17 protein-coding genes and 1 tRNA gene are annotated in these 17703 nt (G+C 62.7%); 7 read left to right on the top strand and 11 right to left on the bottom strand.

The genetic code is table 11. The features are described from left to right. The first annotated feature begins 1 nt into the window (after nucleotide 1). The 5 genes from NKJ77_RS14045 to NKJ77_RS14025 all read left to right on the top strand — a co-directional run bounded on the left by NKJ77_RS14045 (nucleotide 2) and on the right by NKJ77_RS14025 (nucleotide 5158). On the top strand, nucleotides 2-916 hold the full coding sequence (locus NKJ77_RS14045) for a carbohydrate ABC transporter permease (protein WP_023670976.1): 915 nt from the start codon (nucleotides 2-4) through the stop codon (nucleotides 914-916). Nucleotides 917-983: 67 nt separating this feature from the next. After that, the gene (locus tag NKJ77_RS14040; protein WP_023670977.1) at nucleotides 984-1271 is read left to right on the top strand and encodes a DUF2160 domain-containing protein; all 288 of its coding nucleotides are present in this window, start codon (nucleotides 984-986) and stop codon (nucleotides 1269-1271) included. 77 nt (nucleotides 1272-1348) lie between these two features. Further along, entirely contained in the window at nucleotides 1349-3076 is a 1728-nt protein-coding gene (locus NKJ77_RS14035; protein WP_023670978.1) for an ABC transporter substrate-binding protein, read from the top strand. A gap of 89 nt (nucleotides 3077-3165) precedes the next feature. Next, the gene (glpK, locus tag NKJ77_RS14030; RefSeq protein WP_352535354.1) at nucleotides 3166-4659 is read left to right on the top strand and encodes a glycerol kinase GlpK; all 1494 of its coding nucleotides are present in this window, start codon (nucleotides 3166-3168) and stop codon (nucleotides 4657-4659) included. A 22-nt stretch (nucleotides 4660-4681) separates the two neighbouring features. Continuing rightward, a complete protein-coding gene (locus NKJ77_RS14025) occupies nucleotides 4682-5158 on the top strand; it encodes a DUF6882 domain-containing protein (protein WP_023684656.1) in 477 nt (158 codons plus the stop codon). 90 nt (nucleotides 5159-5248) lie between these two features. Here the strand turns inward: NKJ77_RS14025 and NKJ77_RS14020 are convergent, their stop codons facing one another. After that, complete coding sequence (locus NKJ77_RS14020; RefSeq protein WP_023734331.1) at nucleotides 5249-5740, bottom strand: BA14K family protein; 492 nt, start codon at nucleotides 5738-5740, stop codon at nucleotides 5249-5251. Nucleotides 5741-6062: 322 nt separating this feature from the next. Here NKJ77_RS14020 and NKJ77_RS14015 point away from each other — a divergent pair. Next, nucleotides 6063-6138 (top strand) — tRNA-Lys (locus NKJ77_RS14015). Nucleotides 6139-6187: 49 nt separating this feature from the next. Here the strand turns inward: NKJ77_RS14015 and NKJ77_RS14010 are convergent. The 6 genes from NKJ77_RS14010 to NKJ77_RS13985 all read right to left on the bottom strand — a co-directional run bounded on the left by NKJ77_RS14010 (nucleotide 6188) and on the right by NKJ77_RS13985 (nucleotide 12020). After that, nucleotides 6188-7249 carry an ABC transporter ATP-binding protein gene (locus NKJ77_RS14010; protein ID WP_352535353.1) on the bottom strand — a complete coding sequence of 354 codons (1062 nt, stop codon included), beginning with the start codon at nucleotides 7247-7249 and terminating at the stop codon, nucleotides 6188-6190. A gap of 39 nt (nucleotides 7250-7288) precedes the next feature. Further along, the gene (locus tag NKJ77_RS14005) at nucleotides 7289-8110 is read right to left on the bottom strand and encodes a carbohydrate ABC transporter permease (protein WP_023700756.1); all 822 of its coding nucleotides are present in this window, start codon (nucleotides 8108-8110) and stop codon (nucleotides 7289-7291) included. Further along, nucleotides 8111-9049, bottom strand: a complete 939-nt coding sequence (locus NKJ77_RS14000) for a carbohydrate ABC transporter permease (protein ID WP_023693414.1) — start codon at nucleotides 9047-9049, stop codon at nucleotides 8111-8113. It lies immediately after the preceding gene. Then, nucleotides 9049-10386, bottom strand: coding sequence for an ABC transporter substrate-binding protein (locus NKJ77_RS13995; RefSeq protein WP_023715831.1), 1338 nt, complete (start codon nucleotides 10384-10386; stop codon nucleotides 9049-9051). The genes NKJ77_RS14000 and NKJ77_RS13995 overlap by 1 nt, the downstream gene beginning before the upstream one ends. Nucleotides 10387-10452: 66 nt before the next feature. After that, nucleotides 10453-11112: a GntR family transcriptional regulator gene (locus NKJ77_RS13990; protein WP_023693416.1), complete on the bottom strand. Its 660-nt coding sequence runs from the start codon at nucleotides 11110-11112 to the stop codon at nucleotides 10453-10455. A gap of 23 nt (nucleotides 11113-11135) precedes the next feature. Further along, complete coding sequence (locus NKJ77_RS13985) at nucleotides 11136-12020, bottom strand: dihydrodipicolinate synthase family protein (protein WP_023832074.1); 885 nt, start codon at nucleotides 12018-12020, stop codon at nucleotides 11136-11138. 260 nt (nucleotides 12021-12280) lie between these two features. Between NKJ77_RS13985 and NKJ77_RS13980 the strand changes: the two genes are divergently transcribed. Continuing rightward, entirely contained in the window at nucleotides 12281-13423 is a 1143-nt protein-coding gene (locus NKJ77_RS13980; RefSeq protein ID WP_023832075.1) for a hypothetical protein, read from the top strand. A 217-nt stretch (nucleotides 13424-13640) separates the two neighbouring features. On the opposite strand, the gene dprA is transcribed toward NKJ77_RS13980, so the two are convergent. Genes dprA through NKJ77_RS13960 form a run of 4 tightly spaced genes read right to left on the bottom strand, consistent with a single transcriptional unit; the run spans nucleotide 13641 to nucleotide 17675 of the window. Beyond that, nucleotides 13641-14768: a DNA-processing protein DprA gene (gene dprA / locus NKJ77_RS13975; RefSeq protein WP_352535352.1), complete on the bottom strand. Its 1128-nt coding sequence runs from the start codon at nucleotides 14766-14768 to the stop codon at nucleotides 13641-13643. After that, nucleotides 14765-15370, bottom strand: coding sequence for a glycerol-3-phosphate 1-O-acyltransferase PlsY (gene plsY, locus NKJ77_RS13970; protein ID WP_023696534.1), 606 nt, complete (start codon nucleotides 15368-15370; stop codon nucleotides 14765-14767). The genes dprA and plsY overlap by 4 nt, the downstream gene beginning before the upstream one ends. A 56-nt stretch (nucleotides 15371-15426) precedes the next feature. Beyond that, nucleotides 15427-16713 carry a dihydroorotase gene (locus NKJ77_RS13965; RefSeq protein ID WP_023706213.1) on the bottom strand — a complete coding sequence of 429 codons (1287 nt, stop codon included), beginning with the start codon at nucleotides 16711-16713 and terminating at the stop codon, nucleotides 15427-15429. Then, a complete protein-coding gene (locus NKJ77_RS13960) occupies nucleotides 16710-17675 on the bottom strand; it encodes an aspartate carbamoyltransferase catalytic subunit (protein WP_023806087.1) in 966 nt (321 codons plus the stop codon). Before NKJ77_RS13960 ends, NKJ77_RS13965 begins: the two co-directional genes overlap by 4 nt. Between the last annotated feature and the right edge of the window lie 28 nt (nucleotides 17676-17703).

The following is a 17703-nucleotide window of genomic DNA, read 5'->3' as shown; positions in this document are numbered from 1 at the left end:
GATGAGCGGCGCCAACGAAAGAGCCGACAGAGTGAGCGAAACCACCGCTTCGGGAAAATTGGCGAGCACGCTTTCGCAGGATCAGGTCGCCCGGCTGATGCGCAAGCGCGGCGAGGAATCGCGCTGGTGGTGGATCGTGCCGACGATCTACATCATCGTGCTTCTGCTGCCGATCTACTGGCTCATCAACATGAGCTTCAAGACCAATGCCGAGATCGTCTCCTCGCTGACGCTCTATCCGCATCAGCCTACGATCGCCAACTACGTCACCATCTTTACCGACGCCTCCTGGTACTCGGGCTACATCAACTCGATCACCTATGTGGTGATGAACATGGTGATCTCGGTGGCCGCCGCGCTGCCGGCGGCCTACGCCTTTTCGCGTTACCGCTTCCTCGGCGACAAGCATCTGTTCTTCTGGCTGTTGACCAACCGCATGGCGCCGCCGGCAGTGTTCGCGCTGCCGTTCTTCCAGCTCTATTCGGCTTTCGGCCTGATCGACACCCACATCGCCGTGGCGCTGGCGCACTGCCTGTTCAATGTGCCGCTGGCGGTGTGGATCCTCGAAGGCTTCATGTCGGGCGTGCCCAAAGAGATCGACGAAACAGCCTATATCGACGGCTACTCCTTCCCGCGCTTCTTCGTCAGGATTTTCATGCCGCTGATCGCCAGCGGCATCGGTGTCGCGTGCTTCTTCTGCTTCATGTTCTCATGGGTCGAGCTTTTGATCGCTCGCACGCTGACGACCACCGATGCCAAGCCCATCGCCGCCACCATGACCCGCACCGTCTCGGCCGCCGGCATGGACTGGGGCCTGCTTGCCGCCGCCGGCGTGCTGACGCTGATCCCCGGCGCGCTCGTCATCTGGTTTGTCCGCAACTACATCGCCAAGGGCTTCGCCCTGGGGAGGGTGTGATGAAACAAACGCACGGGTTCATCCTCACCACCACCGCCAAGGGCTTTGCCCTGGGGAGGGTGTCACCATGAATCTCGACCTCACCTGGATGGCGTGGACGTGGCCGACGGCGGCGTTCTTCGGCACCATTCTCCTGCTGCTGTGCGGCATGGCGTTTTGGGAATTTGCCTCGCCGGGCGGCAATCCGCGCGTCGGCATCCTGCGCTTCGAGACGACGCGCGGCGACCGTCTTTTTCTGTCGCTGCTTGGCAGCGCCTTTATCCATCTCGCTTGGCTGGGTCTTGTCGGATCCAACCTGTGGTGGGCTCTCGCTCTCTCCGTGGTCTACGCCGTCGGCGTGTTCCGCTACGTATAGAGGGGGAAACTGTTGGAGCGACCGCGTGCCGGCGGCCGTTCCAGATCACACTTGAAACCTAAATGTGGAGGAAACCTATGCGACGGCAATTTTTAACATCAACAACTGCCCTTGTCCTGTTGCTCGGGGTAGGCAACGCCTACGCCGGAATGGATGAGGCCAAGGCGTTTCTGGACAAGGAAATCGGCCCGCTGTCGACGCTCGACCGCGCCGGCCAGGAAGCAGAAATGCAGTGGTTCATCGATGCCGCGAAGCCTTTCGCCGGCATGGACATCAAGGTCGTGTCCGAAACCATCGCCACCCACCAGTATGAATCGCAGGTTCTGGCGCCGGCCTTTACCGCCATCACCGGCATCAAGATCACGCATGACGTCATCCAGGAAGGCGACGTCGTCGAGAAGATCCAGACCCAGATGCAGACCGGCCAGAACCTCTATGACGGCTGGGTCAACGATTCCGACCTGATCGGCACCCACTGGCGCTACCAGCAGGTCCGCAACCTGACCGACTGGATGGCGGGCGAGGGCAAGGACGTTACCAATCCGAACCTCGACCTGAAGGATTTTATCGGCACCTCCTTCACCACCGCGCCGGACAAGAAGCTCTATCAGCTGCCCGACCAGCAGTTCGCCAACCTCTACTGGTTCCGTTACGACTGGTTCAACGACGAGAAGAACAAGGCCGACTTCAAGGCGAAATACGGCTACGACCTCGGCGTTCCCGTCAACTGGTCGGCCTATGAGGACATCGCCGAGTTCTTCACCGGCCGCGAGATCGACGGCAAGAAGGTCTATGGCCACATGGACTACGGCAAGAAGGACCCGTCGCTCGGCTGGCGGTTCACTGATGCCTGGCTGTCGATGGCCGGCAACGGCGACAAGGGCCTGCCGAACGGCCTGCCGGTCGACGAATGGGGCATCAAGGTCAACGAGAAATCACAGCCGGTCGGCTCCTGCACGGCGCGCGGCGGCGACACCAACGGCCCGGCTGCCGTCTACTCGATCCAGAAATACCTCGACTGGCTGAAGGCCTACGCTCCGGCCGAAGCCCAGGGCATGACCTTCTCCGAATCCGGCCCGGTGCCGGCACAGGGTGCGGTCGCGCAGCAGATATTCTGGTACACCGCCTTCACCGCTTCGATGGTCGACGCCGGCGCCAAGGCGGTGCTGAACGACGACGGTACGCCGAAGTGGCGCATGGCCCCGTCGCCGCATGGCGTCTACTGGAAGGACGGCATGAAGCTCGGCTATCAGGACGTGGGTTCCTGGACGCTGATGAAGTCGACGCCGACCGACCGCGCCAAGGCCGCCTGGCTCTACGCGCAGTTCGTGACCTCGAAGACGGTCGACGTGAAGAAGAGCCATGTCGGCTTGACCTTCATCCGCGAAAGCACGATCCACGACAAGAGCTTCACCGAACGTGCGCCGAAGCTCGGTGGTCTGATCGAGTTCTACCGCTCGCCGGCCCGCGTTCAGTGGTCGCCGACCGGCACCAACGTGCCCGATTATCCGAAGCTGGCACAGCTCTGGTGGCAGGCGATCGGCGATGCCTCGTCCGGCGCCAAGACGGCGCAGGAAGCCATGGACTCGCTCTGCGCCGAGCAGGAAAAAGTCATGACCCGCATCGAGAAGTCGGGCGTCCAGGGCGATATCGGCCCGAAGATGGCCGAAGAGCATGACCTCGCCTACTGGAACGCCGACGCGGTCAAGAATGGCAATCTCGCGCCTCAGCTGAAGATCGAGAACGAGAAGGAAAAGCCGATCACCATCAACTACGACGAACTGGTGAAGAGCTGGCAGAAGTAATCTTGGCGTACCCGCCAGGATCATAGTGAACGGGGAGGCGGCATCTTGCCGTCTCCCCTGTTTGTATAGGCGAGCTACCGGGAGGACTAATGACCGGATACATCCTTGCAATCGACCAGGGTACGACATCGACCAGGGCGATCCTGTTCGACGGCGCGATGAAGGTCGCCGGCAGCAAGCAGCAGGAATTCACGCAGCATTATCCTGCCTCCGGCTGGGTCGAGCATGATCCGGAAGAGATCTGGGCAAGCGTCGTCGCGACGGTCAAAGGCGCGCTGAAGGCCGCCGGCCGCGAGGCCTCGGATGTGGCGGCGATCGGCATCACCAACCAGCGCGAAACCGTCGTCATCTGGGACAAGGCGACCGGCAAGCCGATCCACAATGCCATCGTCTGGCAGGACCGCCGCACCGCGCCGCTGTGCCAGAAGCTGAAAAAACACGGCCTGGAGAAAAAGTTCACCAAAAAGACCGGCCTTCTGCTCGATCCCTATTTCTCCGGCACCAAGATCGCCTGGATGCTGGACAAGGTAAAAGGTGCGAGAAAGCGCGCCGAAAAGGGCGAACTGCTCGCCGGCACCATCGACAGTTTTTTGATCTGGCGGCTGACCGGCGGCAAGGTGCATGCGACGGATGCCACCAACGCCTCGCGCACGCTGGTCTACAACATCGAGAAAAATGTCTGGGACGACGAGCTGCTCTCCATCCTGCGCATCCCGGTGGCGATGCTGCCTGAGGTCAAGGATTGTGCCGACGACTACGGTGTGACGGAAAAAGGCCTGTTTGGCGCCGAAATCAAAATCCTTGGCGTGGCCGGCGATCAGCACGCAGCGACCATCGGCCAGGCCTGTTTCGAGCCAGGCATGATGAAATCGACCTATGGCACCGGCTGCTTTGCGCTGCTCAACACCGGCGCCGATCTGGTGCGCTCGAAGAACCGGCTGTTGACCACCATCGCCTATCGGCTGAACGGCAAGACTACCTATGCCTTGGAAGGCTCGATCTTCATCGCCGGTGCCGCCGTGCAATGGCTGCGCGACGGCATCAAGGTGATCGGCAAGGCCGAGCATAGCGGCGTTTTGGCGGCAACCGCCGACCCCACGCAGAACGTCTATCTGGTGCCGGCTTTCGTCGGTCTCGGCGCGCCGCATTGGGACGCCGAGGCGCGTGGCGCGATCTTCGGGCTGACGCGCAACTCAGGCCCGGCGGAGTTTGCCCGCGCGGCGCTGGAATCCGTCGCCTACCAGACGCGCGATCTCCTCGACGCCATGCGCAAGGACTGGAAGGGGGCGTCGGCCAAAACCGTGCTTCGCGTCGACGGCGGCATGGTGGCCTCCGACTGGACCATGCAGCGGCTGGCCGATATCCTCGATGCGCCGGTCGATCGCCCGACCATTCTGGAGACGACGGCGCTGGGTGCGGCGTGGCTTGCCGGCTCGAAAGCAGGCGTGTGGCCGAAGGCGAAGGATTTTGCCAAGAGCTGGGCGCTCGAGCGCCGCTTCAAGCCGGACATGGATGCCACGGTGCGCTCGGCAAAGCTCGCGGGCTGGCGCAATGCGGTGCGCCGGACGCTGAGCGCGCGGTAGTAAATCATGGCGGGGGAAGGGGATGAATCCACACTGGTATGGGGCCTGGCGCGACGAGGCTGTCGAACAATTGGATGCAAAGAATGCACGCTTGCAGCAGGAGTTCCGACTCGGCAGTTGGCCTCGCTATGACTATGATCTGACAGAAGGAAAGCTTCTGTTCTCGGACAACGGCATCACCAAGGTCGTCGCCGAAATCCAAATCGCCGGATCGACGAGTGCCAAGGCCAGCAACTGGCTCTGGGCTTGGGCAAATTCAAACCTGCCTGGCGACCTGCTTGCCGACGCAGAGCTGGTTCGGTCTTTCGGACAGGAGCATTCCATTGATGAGCTGGCTCAACCCTATGCGATAGATTTGAACAACGACCTGGAAGTGCTCGGCTGGAAAATGACCGCAGCTGCGGTTCGAATCTGCAACGGCCTCGGCGCATACCGTTCTCCGCGTGGTGAAGGCGGAGCCCTGTATCTGATCTTCAAGAGCGTCAATTGGGCCAGCTAATCCGCCGCGCCCGTACCCAAGCAACCTACGGAAAAGCCCGCGCCGTTGCCGGCGCAGGCTTTTCTACTCAACACTTGGTACCAACTCAGCTCAATAGGGCGAATTGCACTGTCGACGCGGGCCGTAATTGGGCTGGAATGTGTTGTCCGAAGCGCGGTACGACCGATAGCGGTCGTAGCACCACTGCACATGGGCATCGCCGCGGTTGTTCTCGCTGTTGACGATCGCACCGGTGATCAAGGCGCCGGTGGCGAAGGCAGCCAGCGGGAACCAGTAGTCGCCGTGACGGCGATAGCCGCGGTGATATTCGCGATAGCCGCGATGGCCATTCCAATAGCTGCCGCCATCATTGTTGCGCGAGAACTGGCGGCCTACGCGGAAATCGCGATTGCCGGAATTGCGGTTGCCATGGCGCATCCACCGCCAGTTGTCATGACGAGAATCGCCCACATTCACGATGTCGGACGAAGTTGCTGATGACTGGGGCACGAACATCTGGGCGGCATTGGCCGGCATAGCGGCGGCCGCGGCAAACGAAATTGACAGGGTGGTCGCCAGTAGACCCGTTGCGATCTTGTTCATGATCTTCTCCTTGAAGGGTGGTTGACGTCCCTTGTGAGACGAAAACGGCCCGCTCGTGCGATGGTTCCCACCAAAACAGTAAGTTGCTGATTTGTAATGTTTCTCGAATTTGGCGCGTGAGAAAAGGCGCGTTTCGCGCGCCAACAGATCGAAGCGGCGACCACGTTGCGGGAGCGGCTCACCGGGCTGGTGACGACGCAATTTGCGGCGCGTCTGGCGATGGCTGAAACCCCGGTCGAACGGCCATCTTTTTCCGGTTGACCGGTCGCGGCACTCTCCCTATGTTCCGCGCAATTTCGAGGGCGGCCTTTAGAGCCCGCGGGAGCGCGTAGCTCAGCCGGTAGAGCAACTGACTTTTAATCAGTAGGTCTCGGGTTCGAACCCCGACGCGCTCACCAGAAATATTTCGTGCGGAAGTCGCTCGCTGTCAGCAGCCCCCATCGCCGCCTACAATCGCCGCCCAGTCTTGACGTCGAACAGATGAGCGCAGGCGCGGTCGATCTCGATGCGCATCTGCTCGCCCTGTTTCAGTGCCAGCCGCTCGCGGAAAAGGCAGGAGATTTCTTCTCCGGCGCAGTCGACCCGGGCAAAGATTTCCGAACCCGTTGCTTCCAGAAGCACGATCGTGCCGGGGATTCCTTTGGCGGTCGTCGCACGGATATGTTCGGGGCGAATGCCGTAGATGAGGTCGTCGCCGGGAATGTTGGTCAGGTCGATGCCTTCTGGCAGCGGCAAGATCAGTCCACCGGCGCTGCGGAAAACGCCTTCCTCGACATGGCCGCGAATGAAATTCATCGCCGGCGAGCCGATGAAGCCGGCAACGAAGAGGTTGGCCGGGCGATCGTAGAGATCGAGCGGCGCGCCGATCTGCTCGACAAGGCCGTCATGCAGCACGACGATCTTGTCGGCCATGGTCATGGCCTCGATCTGGTCGTGGGTGACGTAGATGGTGGTGGTTCCCAGCCGCTGGTGCAGCGCCTTGATCTCGCCGCGCATCTGCACGCGCAATTTGGCGTCGAGATTGGACAGCGGCTCGTCGAACAGGAACACCTGCGGGTCGCGCACGATGGCGCGGCCCATGGCGACGCGCTGGCGCTGGCCGCCGGAAAGCTGACGCGGATAGCGGTCGAGCAGCTTGTCCAGGCCGAGAATGCTGGCGGCCCTCCCGACGCGGCCGGCGGTGTCGGCCGGATCGGCTTTCTTGATCTTCAGGGCAAAGCCCATATTGTCGGCCACCGTCATATGCGGATAGAGCGCGTAGTTCTGGAACACCATGGCGATGTTTCGGTCGCGCGCCCTGAGATTGTTGACGACGCGATCGCCAATGGCGATCCTGCCGCCCGAGATCGTTTCCAGTCCGGCAATCATGCGCAGCAGCGTCGACTTTCCGCAGCCCGACGGCCCGACCAGGATGACGAATTCGCCATCGGCGATGTCGACGCTGACATCGTGGATGATCTTGGCGGCTCCGAAAGCCTTCTGAACGTTCTTGATTGTTACCGATGCCATCGGATTTCTCCCGGAAATGAGTGATGTCGGGGCCGTGCCTCAGCCGCCCTTGACGGCGCCTGCGGTCAGCCCGGCGACGATCTGCCTTTGCGCGAACAGGGTCAGCACCAGCACCGGCAGCGTCACCACAAGTGCTGCGGCGGCGAGCGGACCCCAGCTCACCTGCTCGTAGGAAAGCATGTTGTAGACGGCGACCGGCAGCGTGCGGGTCTCGCGGCTGGCGAGCACAATGCCGAAGACGAAATTGTTCCATGAGAAGATGATCGACAGGATGAAGGCGACGACAATGCCCGGCTTGGCGATGGGCAAGGCGACCAGCCGGAACACCTGCCAGGAACTGGCGCCATCGATGTTGGCCGCTTCTTCCAGCTCCATCGGCGTGGTCTCGAAATAGCCGATCATCACCCAGACCACGATCGGCACCGTCACCACCAGATGGATGATGATCTGCGGCCACAGCGTGCCGAGAATGCCGACCCACTGGAACAGCAGGAACAGCGGAATGAGATAGGAAAGCCCCGGCGTCATGCGGGCGATCATGATGACCACCGCCGAGCGTTCGGCCTTGAGCCGCGCGATGCCATAGCCGGCCGGCACGCCGATGAGCAGCGCGAGCAACGTTGCCGTGCCCGTCACCAGAACCGAATTCCAGAAATAGAGCAGGAAATTGTTCTCCTCGAATACCTTCACATAGTTCGACCAGGCGAGATGTTCCGGGATCAGGATCGGCGGGTATGCACCGTTGTCGATCTCGAACTTCAGCGACAGCGAGATCATCCAGAGGAAGAACAGGATCGCCGGCGAGACGAAGACCAGAGCCGCGAAAAACAGCCCGATCCGGTTGAGCAGCCGTGAACTCATCTATTTGCCCTCCACCCCGATCCATTGGGAGCGCTGGCGCAGCATCAGCAGGATGAAGGACAGCGCGACGATGACGATGAAGAACACCACGGCCATGGCCGAGCCATAGCCGATGTCGTAGTAGGAGAAGGCGGTGTTGTAGAGATAGATGTTGATGGTTTCCGAGGCCGTGCCCGGTCCGCCTTGGGTCATGGCATAGATGATGTCAAAACTTTTCAGCGCATCGATGGTGCGGATGATCATCGCGATCATCAGGAACGGCGCGATCATCGGCAAGGTGAGATAGCGGAATTGCTGCCAGGCGTTGGCGCCATCGATCTCGGCGCTCTCGAAGGGCTCGCGCGGCACGGAGGCCAAGCCGCCCAGCACGATCAGCATCACCAGCGGCGTCCACTGCCATGTCTCGACCGCAACCAGGGACGGGATGACCGTCCTGGCATTAAAGATCCATTCCTGCGCCGGGATGCCGACCAGCGACAACAGATAGTTGAGCACGCCGAGCTGGGGATGGAACATCATCGTCCAGACCAGCGCCACGGCGACTGGCGTTGCCATCATCGGCATGACGAAGACGCCGCGCAACAGGCCGCGCAGCGGAAATTTGGCGTCGAAGATCAGCGCCGCGACAGTGCCGAGGAACATCGGCGCCGCAACCGAAAGCGCCGTGTAGGTCAGCGTATGGAAAAGCGATTCCCAGAAGCGTTGGTCGACGGCCAGCCGCAGGTAATTTTCCATCCCGGCAAAGCTTCGCGCCTGGCCGAGGGTCCAGCGGTTGACGCTCATCCACAGTGTGAAGGCCCAGGGAAAGACGATCACGGCGCCGACGACGACGAGCGCCGGGACGACGAAAGGCCAGTAGTTGGGAGCCAGCCGGATGGTCTGGCTCCCTTCGATGGCTTGCGTCGTCACCCCGGTGCGTTCTGGGGTGATGGCGGACATCAGCCTTGCTCGCTCCGGTCGAGCACCGGCTGGAACTGCTCGGTGGCCTTCTTCAGTTCCTCCGCCGGATCGGCGCCGGCGATCAGATTGGTCAGCGCCACGCCATAGATGTCGCGGAACTCGGTGACCGGAATGATGACCGGCAGCGACAGCCGGCTGACATTGCCCGAGCCGACCACGGCATCGAGCCAACTCGCCGGCATGGTGACGCCTTCGCGCACCTTGGGATTTTCCAGCACCGACTTGCGGAACGGCACGCCGGCACCCGCCTGCAGCAGGCGCGCGCCCATCGCGGGCGAAATCGCCCACTGGCAGAAGAGGTAGGCGGCCTCCTTCTTCTCGCTGGCGGCCGTCACGCCGAGGCCGTCGCCAAAGGTGCCGGCGGCATGCGCCTTAGGCCCCTTGGGCATGACGCCGTAGCCAACCTTGCCGACAACTCGTGACTTTTCCGGATTTTCCATTGGCGGGGCAAAGCCGACGCCATCGAACCACATCCCGATCTTGCCTTGCAGGAAGGCGGACTGGGCTTCGGCCCAGTTGAATCCGGTGACGCCTGGAGGCGCCGACTTGGTCATCAGCCGCTGGTAGAGGCTGGCCGCCTCGACCGCCTCGGGCGAGGTCGTGCGCAGCTTGCCCTTGTCGTCGAGCGGCGTCATGTCGTAGCCGAGCATAAGCGACGTCCACACCGGCGTGTTGGCGTTCTTGAGGCCGCGGGCGACAAAGCCGTAGGTGTTGGTCGACGGGTCGGTCAGCGCTTCGGCGGCCGCCACCAATTGCTCGAAGGTTTCAGGGTATTTGAGGCCCTTGGCCTCGAACAATTCCTTGTTCCAGTAGACGATCCAGTAGTCGACTGAGAACGGCAGCGAGCGCAGCACGCCCTGGCCGTCCTTGGCAAACAGCATGCCGGCATCGGCGAAATCGGTTTCCACCAGCGTAGGATCGGTCAGGGTCGGGTCGGCGAGATAGCCTGATATGTCGGCCAGCCAGCCGCCCTTTTCGAACTGCCGCTTCTGCACGTGGTAGCTCAGATGCACGACATCGAAGCTCGGCTTGCCGGAGCTGAGTTCGATCACCGTCTTCTGGCGCTGCTGCTGTTCCGGCGTCGCTTCGGCATTGACCTTGATCCCGGTCAGTTCCTCGAACTCGGCGATGTATTTTATCAGCGTGTCGCTGCGCGGGCTTTTCACCAGATTGACGTCAAGCGTCGTTCCCGCAAAGCGCTTCCAGTCGACGCCGGCGGCAAAGCTTGGGCGAACACCGGCAAAGCCGGCGGCGGCAAGGGCGGCGGTTCCCTGGAGGAGTTGCCTCCTGGTTGGGTTGAACAGATTGGACGACATTTTCTTCCTCCCGGTTGTTGTCGTTGTCGATTGCGCCGCAGCGACCGCGGCGCGGCTCATGCTTCCTCAGATTTGCAGCGCCAGCCGGCGCGCCTTATCGATATGCTGGCTAATGGCCTCGACCGCCTTGCCAGGGTCGCGGCTCTGCATCGCATCGATCACCGCCAGGTGCTCGCGCATGACCGGCACGACGCGCCCGTCGATACGGAACCGTTCCTGGTGGATCAGGCGGATCTTCACCGAATTGACCAGATAGGCCTTGGCGATGATCTCGTTGCCCAGCGCATCGATGAACGTGTCGTGCATGGCCCAGTCGATGGTCTGCGCCTTGGCCTCCATCTCCGGCGTCGGGGTCTGCTCCAGCGCCCGGGCAAGCATGTCCTCATGCTCGCGCCGCAAGCGGGCAAGCTCGGCGTCGGAGGCGCTGACCGTAAACAGCGCCACCGCTTCACGCTCCATGAACAGGCGGAACTGAAAGGCCTCGCGGATCAGGCTGATGTCTATATGGGCGATCTGCATGCCGCGCTGCGGAATGGTCGTCAGCAGTCCTTCCGCCTCGAGACGCGGCACGATCTCGCGAATGGCGCCGAGCGGCAGTCCGGTGAAGGCAACCAGCTCACGCTGCGACACGAACTGGCCTGGCTTGAAGTCGCGCGCCAGCAAATGCCGCGTGAAGCTGGCATAGGCCTTCTCCCTGAGGGTGGTCGGTTCGTTGCCGTCTTCCATATCGGCGCGCTTCTCTTTGCCGGTCAGGCCGGTTCCCTGGTAAACAAGCTGTCATAGGCTGCGGCAAGCTGCTGCTGCCCTTGCAACGCGATCGGCTCCAGCGGCGGACGGACCGCCAGCCAGCGCTCGTCGCCGGTCTTGCGCGCCACCATCACCTTTACCGCCGGGGTGACCGGATGTTTGAGCAATTCGAGCACAAAACTCTCGACGCGAGGATCGTCGCGCCCGTCCTCGGCCATGGCGCGGATTTCGCCCGGGACGAAATTGGCCATGCCCGAGATTGCGCCTTGAGCACCCATTCGCACCGCACGCGCCAGATGCCTTTCATCGCCGATCAGGATCACCAGATCGCCATGGGCGGCAAGCAGCGCCTCGCTGTAGCTCCAATTTCCACCGGAATCCTTCACCCCGGCGACCACGTCGGGAAAAGCAGTGCGCAACCGGCCGATCAGGCCAAGCGAAAGCTGCACCATGGTAACCGAAGGGATGTTGTAGAGCAGCACGTCACGGGCGAGGGGGCCGAGCGCGGCAAAGACGGCGGAGAACCAGCCGAAAAGGCCGTCGTCGCCGACATTCTTGAAGTAGCTTGGCGGGGCCAGCAGAATGTTTCGGGCGCCGCGCTGCAAGGCATGCTGTGCCTGTTCGGCGGCGTCTTCGGCGGCGTCGACCAGCACGCCGGCAACGAGTTGATGCGGCAGGATTCCAGCAGCCAGCATGGCTTCGGTCACCGACCGCCGCTCCGTCGTGCCCACCGATGCGCCTTCCCCTGTCGTGCCGAAAAGCGTCACGCTGCCGCAACCCTGCGCCAGGCAACTTTCGGCCTGAGCGATCATGGGGGCGGTGGCGATCTGCCCGCGGGCATCGAAAGGCGTGGCGAGAGCGGCCGAAAGGCCAAAGCGTGATGTCACCGGAAGGTCTCCGAAGCAGGTATGTACGCTGTGTGCTAGCACACTAACATGTTAGTCGTAAATTGGGGTGGTGCGCTTTTTTAACAGCGGAGGGCCCCCACCTTTTTTATCGAGAGGTTCACGGGTTCAAGCCATGGCGGATCGAGACCATTGGCGAAACAACAAGATGGCCTAGTCTTCGGGGCGCGGAGCGGCAGCTCCAACCTTGTCCCCATCCCAGTCGATGGCTAAACTCAGCCTTTCCCAGGGGAGGTTCTGACATGACACTTCAGCTTTCGGCGGATGCTGTAGCCCCTAAGACGGCGACCGCTCAAAAATACCTCTTCGGCCCGCTCGCCGATTTCCTCATGCTGGGCGGCAGCGCCTTTCTCATCCTGCCGGTGCTGTTTCTCGTTCCGCTTGAATATGAAGGTCCGGTGGCCGCAACGATGGTCTTCGTGGCCTATCTCGTGAACTATCCCCACTTCGCCCACTCCTACCAGCTCTTCTACCGCAATTTCGGGCGCAAGGTGACGGGCGACGGCTACGACAGGAGCCTGCAGCTCCGCTATATCTTCGCGGGCATTGTCGTGCCCCTGGTCATGGCCGGGTTCTTTGCCTATGGCGCCGCGGCGGCGAACACGCGCCTGCTCGGCTATGCCACCAACGCCATGTTCTTTTTTGTCGGTTGGCACTACGTCAAGCAGGGCTACGGCATGCTGATGGTGGATGCGGTGCTGAAGCGCAAATTCTTCGACGACCGCGACAAGAAGGTGCTGCTGGTCAACTCCTATGCCGTGTGGATCCTGGCGTGGCTGCAGACGAATACGGCGGTCACCCAGGGCAAATATTATGGCCTGGACTATTACACATTCGCGGCCCCTTCCTGGGTCACCAACATCGCCATGCTGGCGGCCGTTGCGTCGACGGCGGCCACGCTCTTGATGCTGGTCAATCGTTGGCGGAAGAACGGCGGCGGCCTGCCCTATAACGGTTTGGTGGCCTATGTGGCGTCGCTCTATCTCTGGATCCTGATTGCGCGCGTAAACCCGCTTTGGCTGCTGATCGTGCCCGCGCTCCACTCGCTGCAGTATCTCGCCGTGGTCTGGCGCTACCAGACGAACGTCGAGCGCGACAGTTCCGATGCCGAAAGCGATCCGCAGCCGAAAATCCTGTCCTTTCTCGGCCCCCTCTACAGGTTTCGGCTCGTCGGCTTTATCGTCGGCGGCACGGCCCTTGGCTATCTCGGCTTCTGGCTGATCCCATCCGCGCTGACGGCCTTGATCCCGTATGACAGGCAAGTGCTGGGGTCATCGCTGTTCTTCTTCATCGTGCTCATCTTCATCAATGTGCACCATTATTTTCTGGACAATGTGATGTGGCGCCGTGGCAATCCGGAGGTATCGAAGTATCTGTTCCGCTGACTGATGCGCAGACTGTCGAGCCCGGTTTTCGTCAGCTGTCGAATATGCCATTGCGAGCGTGATCGGCAGTGCAACGGAGAGCCCTGGAATGGCGGAGTGCTTTTCCGAGAGCCGCCTGGAAAATACCCTGCGGTGGCAACTGTACCGGCGTTGGCGCCGCCGGCGTGACCCTCGACGCGTGAGTTGCGGCCGACGTGCGGCGGGATCGGCTGGAACGTCACGTAACCAATGAGACATTGCCGCCGGCATGGCGCTCGATGCGGCCTGCAAGGTCGAGTTCCAGCAGCACCATGGAGACTTGCGCGGCGTTGAGGCCGGTGTGGCCGATGATCTCGTCCACGCCCACCGGCGTTGGGCCCAGCACCTCGATCACGCCGCTGCGTTCGTCCTCACCGGGCGGGGGAGTTGCCGAAAAATCGGGTGCCTTTTCTGGCGGCGCAATGCTTCGCGTTCGCGTGCCCGCCAATGGTGCGATCGCACCGGAAACATCGGCCGCCTCGGTGACCAGGGTGGCGCCGTCCTTGAGCAGGCCGTTGGAGCCGGCGCAGCGCGGATCGAGCGGCGAACCCGGTACGGCAAAGACCAGCCGGCCCATCTCGCCGGCCAGGCGCGCGCTGATCAGCGAGCCGGAGCGTTGCGCAGCTTCGATGACCACCAGTCCGAGGGCGGCGCTCGCGACAAGCCGGTTGCGGCGCGGAAAATCCTGCGCCCGCGGCTGCCAGCCGAACGGCATTTCCGAAATAACGGCGCCGCCACGCTCGGCAATGTCTTCGCACAAGCCGATATTTTCGGGCGGGTAGGGGACATCGAGCCCACCGGCCAGCACACCCACTGTACCAGTCGAGAGACTGCCCTGATGTGCTGCCGTGTCGATGCCGCGCGCCAGGCCGGAAACGATGACGTAGCCGTCGCGGCCAAGATCCGCCGCCAGCATGCGCGCCATCTTGATGCCGGCGAGCGACGCGTTGCGGGCGCCGACGATGGCCACCGCCGGCAGGCGAAAGACGGCTGCCTCGCCCTTCACGGCAATCAGTGGCGGCGGATTGTCCATGTTTTTCAGCATCGACGGGTAGTCGGCCTCGCCGATGCCGACGAAGCGGGCGCCGTTTTCACTGGCTGCGTCGAGTTCCGCTTCGGCTTCCTCCACGGAAGGAATGCGCATGATCCTTTTGGCTCCGCCCGAAATCATCAGCTCGGGCAGCATCTCCAACGCCGCCTCCGCCGAACCAAAGCGGTTGATCAATTCGCGAAACGAGGCCGGGCCGACATTTTGTGTGCGGATCAGCCGCAGCCAGCTCAGCCGCTGCCGGTCGCTGAGGCGCGGCCCGGCGGCGGGCTTGCTCAACCCTTGGCTCCGATCTTGCCTTCGGTGCCGGCAAGAAGGCGCGAAATGTTGGCGCGATGTTTGAAGATGACGATCAGGCTCATCACCAGGAACAGCCCGGCGGTCTCAGGTGTGCTCCAGAAATAAAGCGCGATCGGCACGATGACCGCCGCCGTCAGCGCTGCCAGCGAGGAATAGCGAAACAGAAAAGCCATCGCCAGCCAGACGACGATAAAAATCAGCGCCACATGCCAGCCGAGCGCGATCAGCACGCCGAGATAGGTCGCCACGCCCTTGCCGCCCTTGAAACCGAGCCAGACCGGAAACAGATGGCCAAGGAAGGCGCCAAGGCCCGCCCAGAGTCCAAGGCCGGCCCACAGTCCGTAGTCGTGTCCAAAATGGCGCGCGATCATCACCGCCGCCGTACCCTTCAACGCGTCGAGCACCAGCGTCGCGGCGGCGAGGCCCTTGTTGCCGGTGCGCAGAACGTTGGTGGCGCCGATATTGCCGGAGCCGATTTTGCGCACATCGCCGAGGCCGGCCGCGCGGGTGATCAAGAGGCCGAAGGGAATCGAGCCGAGGAGATAGCCGAACAGCAATGCCAGGATAACGTTATAACTCATTGTTTGCCCCCGCATTTCCCCAGCAACATATCGGTCTGCGACGTGGCGCGATCGCTCTAGCTCGAAAACACTGTGCGGCCCGCCACCAGCGTTTGCAAGACCATGCCTTGCAGCCGCGCACCTTCGAAGCAGGTGTTTTTCGAGCGCGAGCGGATGCCGCTTTCACTCACGATCCAGGGTTCTTCAAGGTCGATCAGCGCAAGATCGGCCGGCGCTCCCGGCTTCAGCGTGCCGCCCGGCAGGCCGAACAGCCTTGCTGGTGCGGTGGACAGTGTTTCGACCAGCCGAAGTAGCGGCACGTCGCCATTGTGGTAGAGCCGAAGCGCTGCTCCAAGCAGCGTCTCCAACCCGATCGCGCCGGCAGCTGCATCGGCGAAGGGAAGGCGCTTGGTGTCGACATCCTGCGGGTCGTGCGAGGAGACGATGATGTCGATCGTGCCGTCCTTGACCGCCTCGATCATGGCCAGCCGGTCTTCCTCCGCGCGCAAAGGCGGCGTCAGCCGGAAGAAGGTGCGGTATTCCCCGACATCGTTCTCGTTCAGCGACAGATTGTGGATCGCCACGCCCGCCGTGACATTGGCCTTGTCGGCTTTCGCGCGCGTCATCGCTTGCGCTGCCATCGCCGTCGAGATCTTGGCCGCGTGGTAGGCGCCGCGCGTCAGCCGTGCCAGCGCCAGGTCGCGCTCCAGCGGGATGGACTCGGCCTCGCGCGGAATGCCGGCAAGGCCGAGCCAGCTGGCATACAGGCCTTCATTCATCACGCCCGCCGAAGCGAGGTCGCCATCCTGTGTCTCATGTGCGATGACGCCGCCGAAATCGCGGGCATAGGTCAGCGCCCGGCGCATCACCAGTGCGCTGGATATTGTGTGCCGCCCATCGGTGAAGGCGACCGCACCGGCCTCGCGCAACAGGCCGAATTCGGTCATCTCGCGACCGGCGAGGCCTTTGGTGATCGCCGCCGCCGGAAAGATGTTGACGCTTGCCGTGTCCCGGGCGGTGCGCAGCACGAATTCGACCAGCGCGACATTGTCGATCACCGGGTCGGTGTCGGGCATCATGACGACGGAGGTGACGCCGCCGGCCGCCGCCGCAACGCTGGCCGAAGCGATGGTCTCGCGATGTTCGCCGCCCGGTTCGCCGATGAAGACGCGCGCGTCGATCAGGCCGGGAATGATCGCCTTGCCGGCGCAGTCGACCACGGTGGCTCCCGCCGGCAGGCCCTGGTTCAGGGCAGCCTTGCCGGCGGCAACGATCTTTTTCCCTTCGACGATGACGGTGCCGACCTCGTCGATGCCGCGTGACGGGTCGACGATGCGGGCGCGCTCAAAGACCGTCGTGCTCATGCGCCGCGGCCCTCTGCATTGCGGCGGGGATCGAGCAGCGCTTCCATGACCGCCATGCGCACGGCCACCCCCATCTCGACCTGTTCCTGGATGACGCTTTGCGGACCGTCGGCGATTTCGGACGCAATCTCGACGCCGCGGTTCATCGGACCGGGATGCATCACCAGCGCGCCGTCCTTGGCGGCCTTCAGCTTTTCGGCATCGAGGCCGAAATAGCGGAAATATTCGCGTACCGAAGGCACGAAGGCGCCTTCCATCCGCTCGCGCTGCAGGCGCAGCATCATCACCACGTCCGCGCCCTTGAGGCCCTCTGCCATCGAGCGCGAGACGATGACGCCCATTTTCTCGATGCCGGACGGTAGCAGGGTCGACGGCGCCACCACACGCACCTGCGCACCAAGCGCGTTCAACAGCATGATGTTGGAACGCGCCACGCGAGAATGCAGGATGTCGCCGCAGATCGCTACGATCAGTTTCGACAGCGGCCCCTTGGCGCGGCGGATAGTCAGCGCGTCGAGCAGCGCCTGCGTTGGGTGTTCATGCGCGCCGTCGCCGGCATTGACCACCGAGCAGCCGACCTTCTGCGCCAAAAGGGCGGCGGCGCCCGCAGACTGGTGGCGGATGATCAGGATGTCGGGGCGCATGGCGTTCAGCGTCATCGCCGTGTCGATCAGCGTCTCGCCCTTCTTCACCGAAGAGCTCGCCACCGACATGTTCATGACGTCGGCGCCGAGCCGTTTCCCGGCCAGTTCGAACGACGACTGCGTGCGCGTCGAGGCTTCGTAGAAGAGGTTGATCTGGGTGCGGCCGCGCAGCGTCGAGGTCTTCTTTTCGGACTGCCGCGAAATGGCGACGGCGCGATCTGCCCGGTCGAGCAGAAGCTCGATGTCACCGGGGGAAAGATCGCGGATGCCCAGAAGATGGCGGTGAGGATAAAGCGGCAGGGACGAAGCGTCGGTCATCTCAAGGCGCTGCTATAGGGGGGAGAAT

The sequence above is a fragment of the Mesorhizobium sp. M0052 genome, from assembly GCF_040323255.1.
GTDB lineage: Bacteria > Pseudomonadota > Alphaproteobacteria > Rhizobiales > Rhizobiaceae > Mesorhizobium.
The sequence above is the reverse complement of the archived record's forward strand: the minus strand, read 5'-3'. Positions and strand labels throughout refer to the sequence as shown.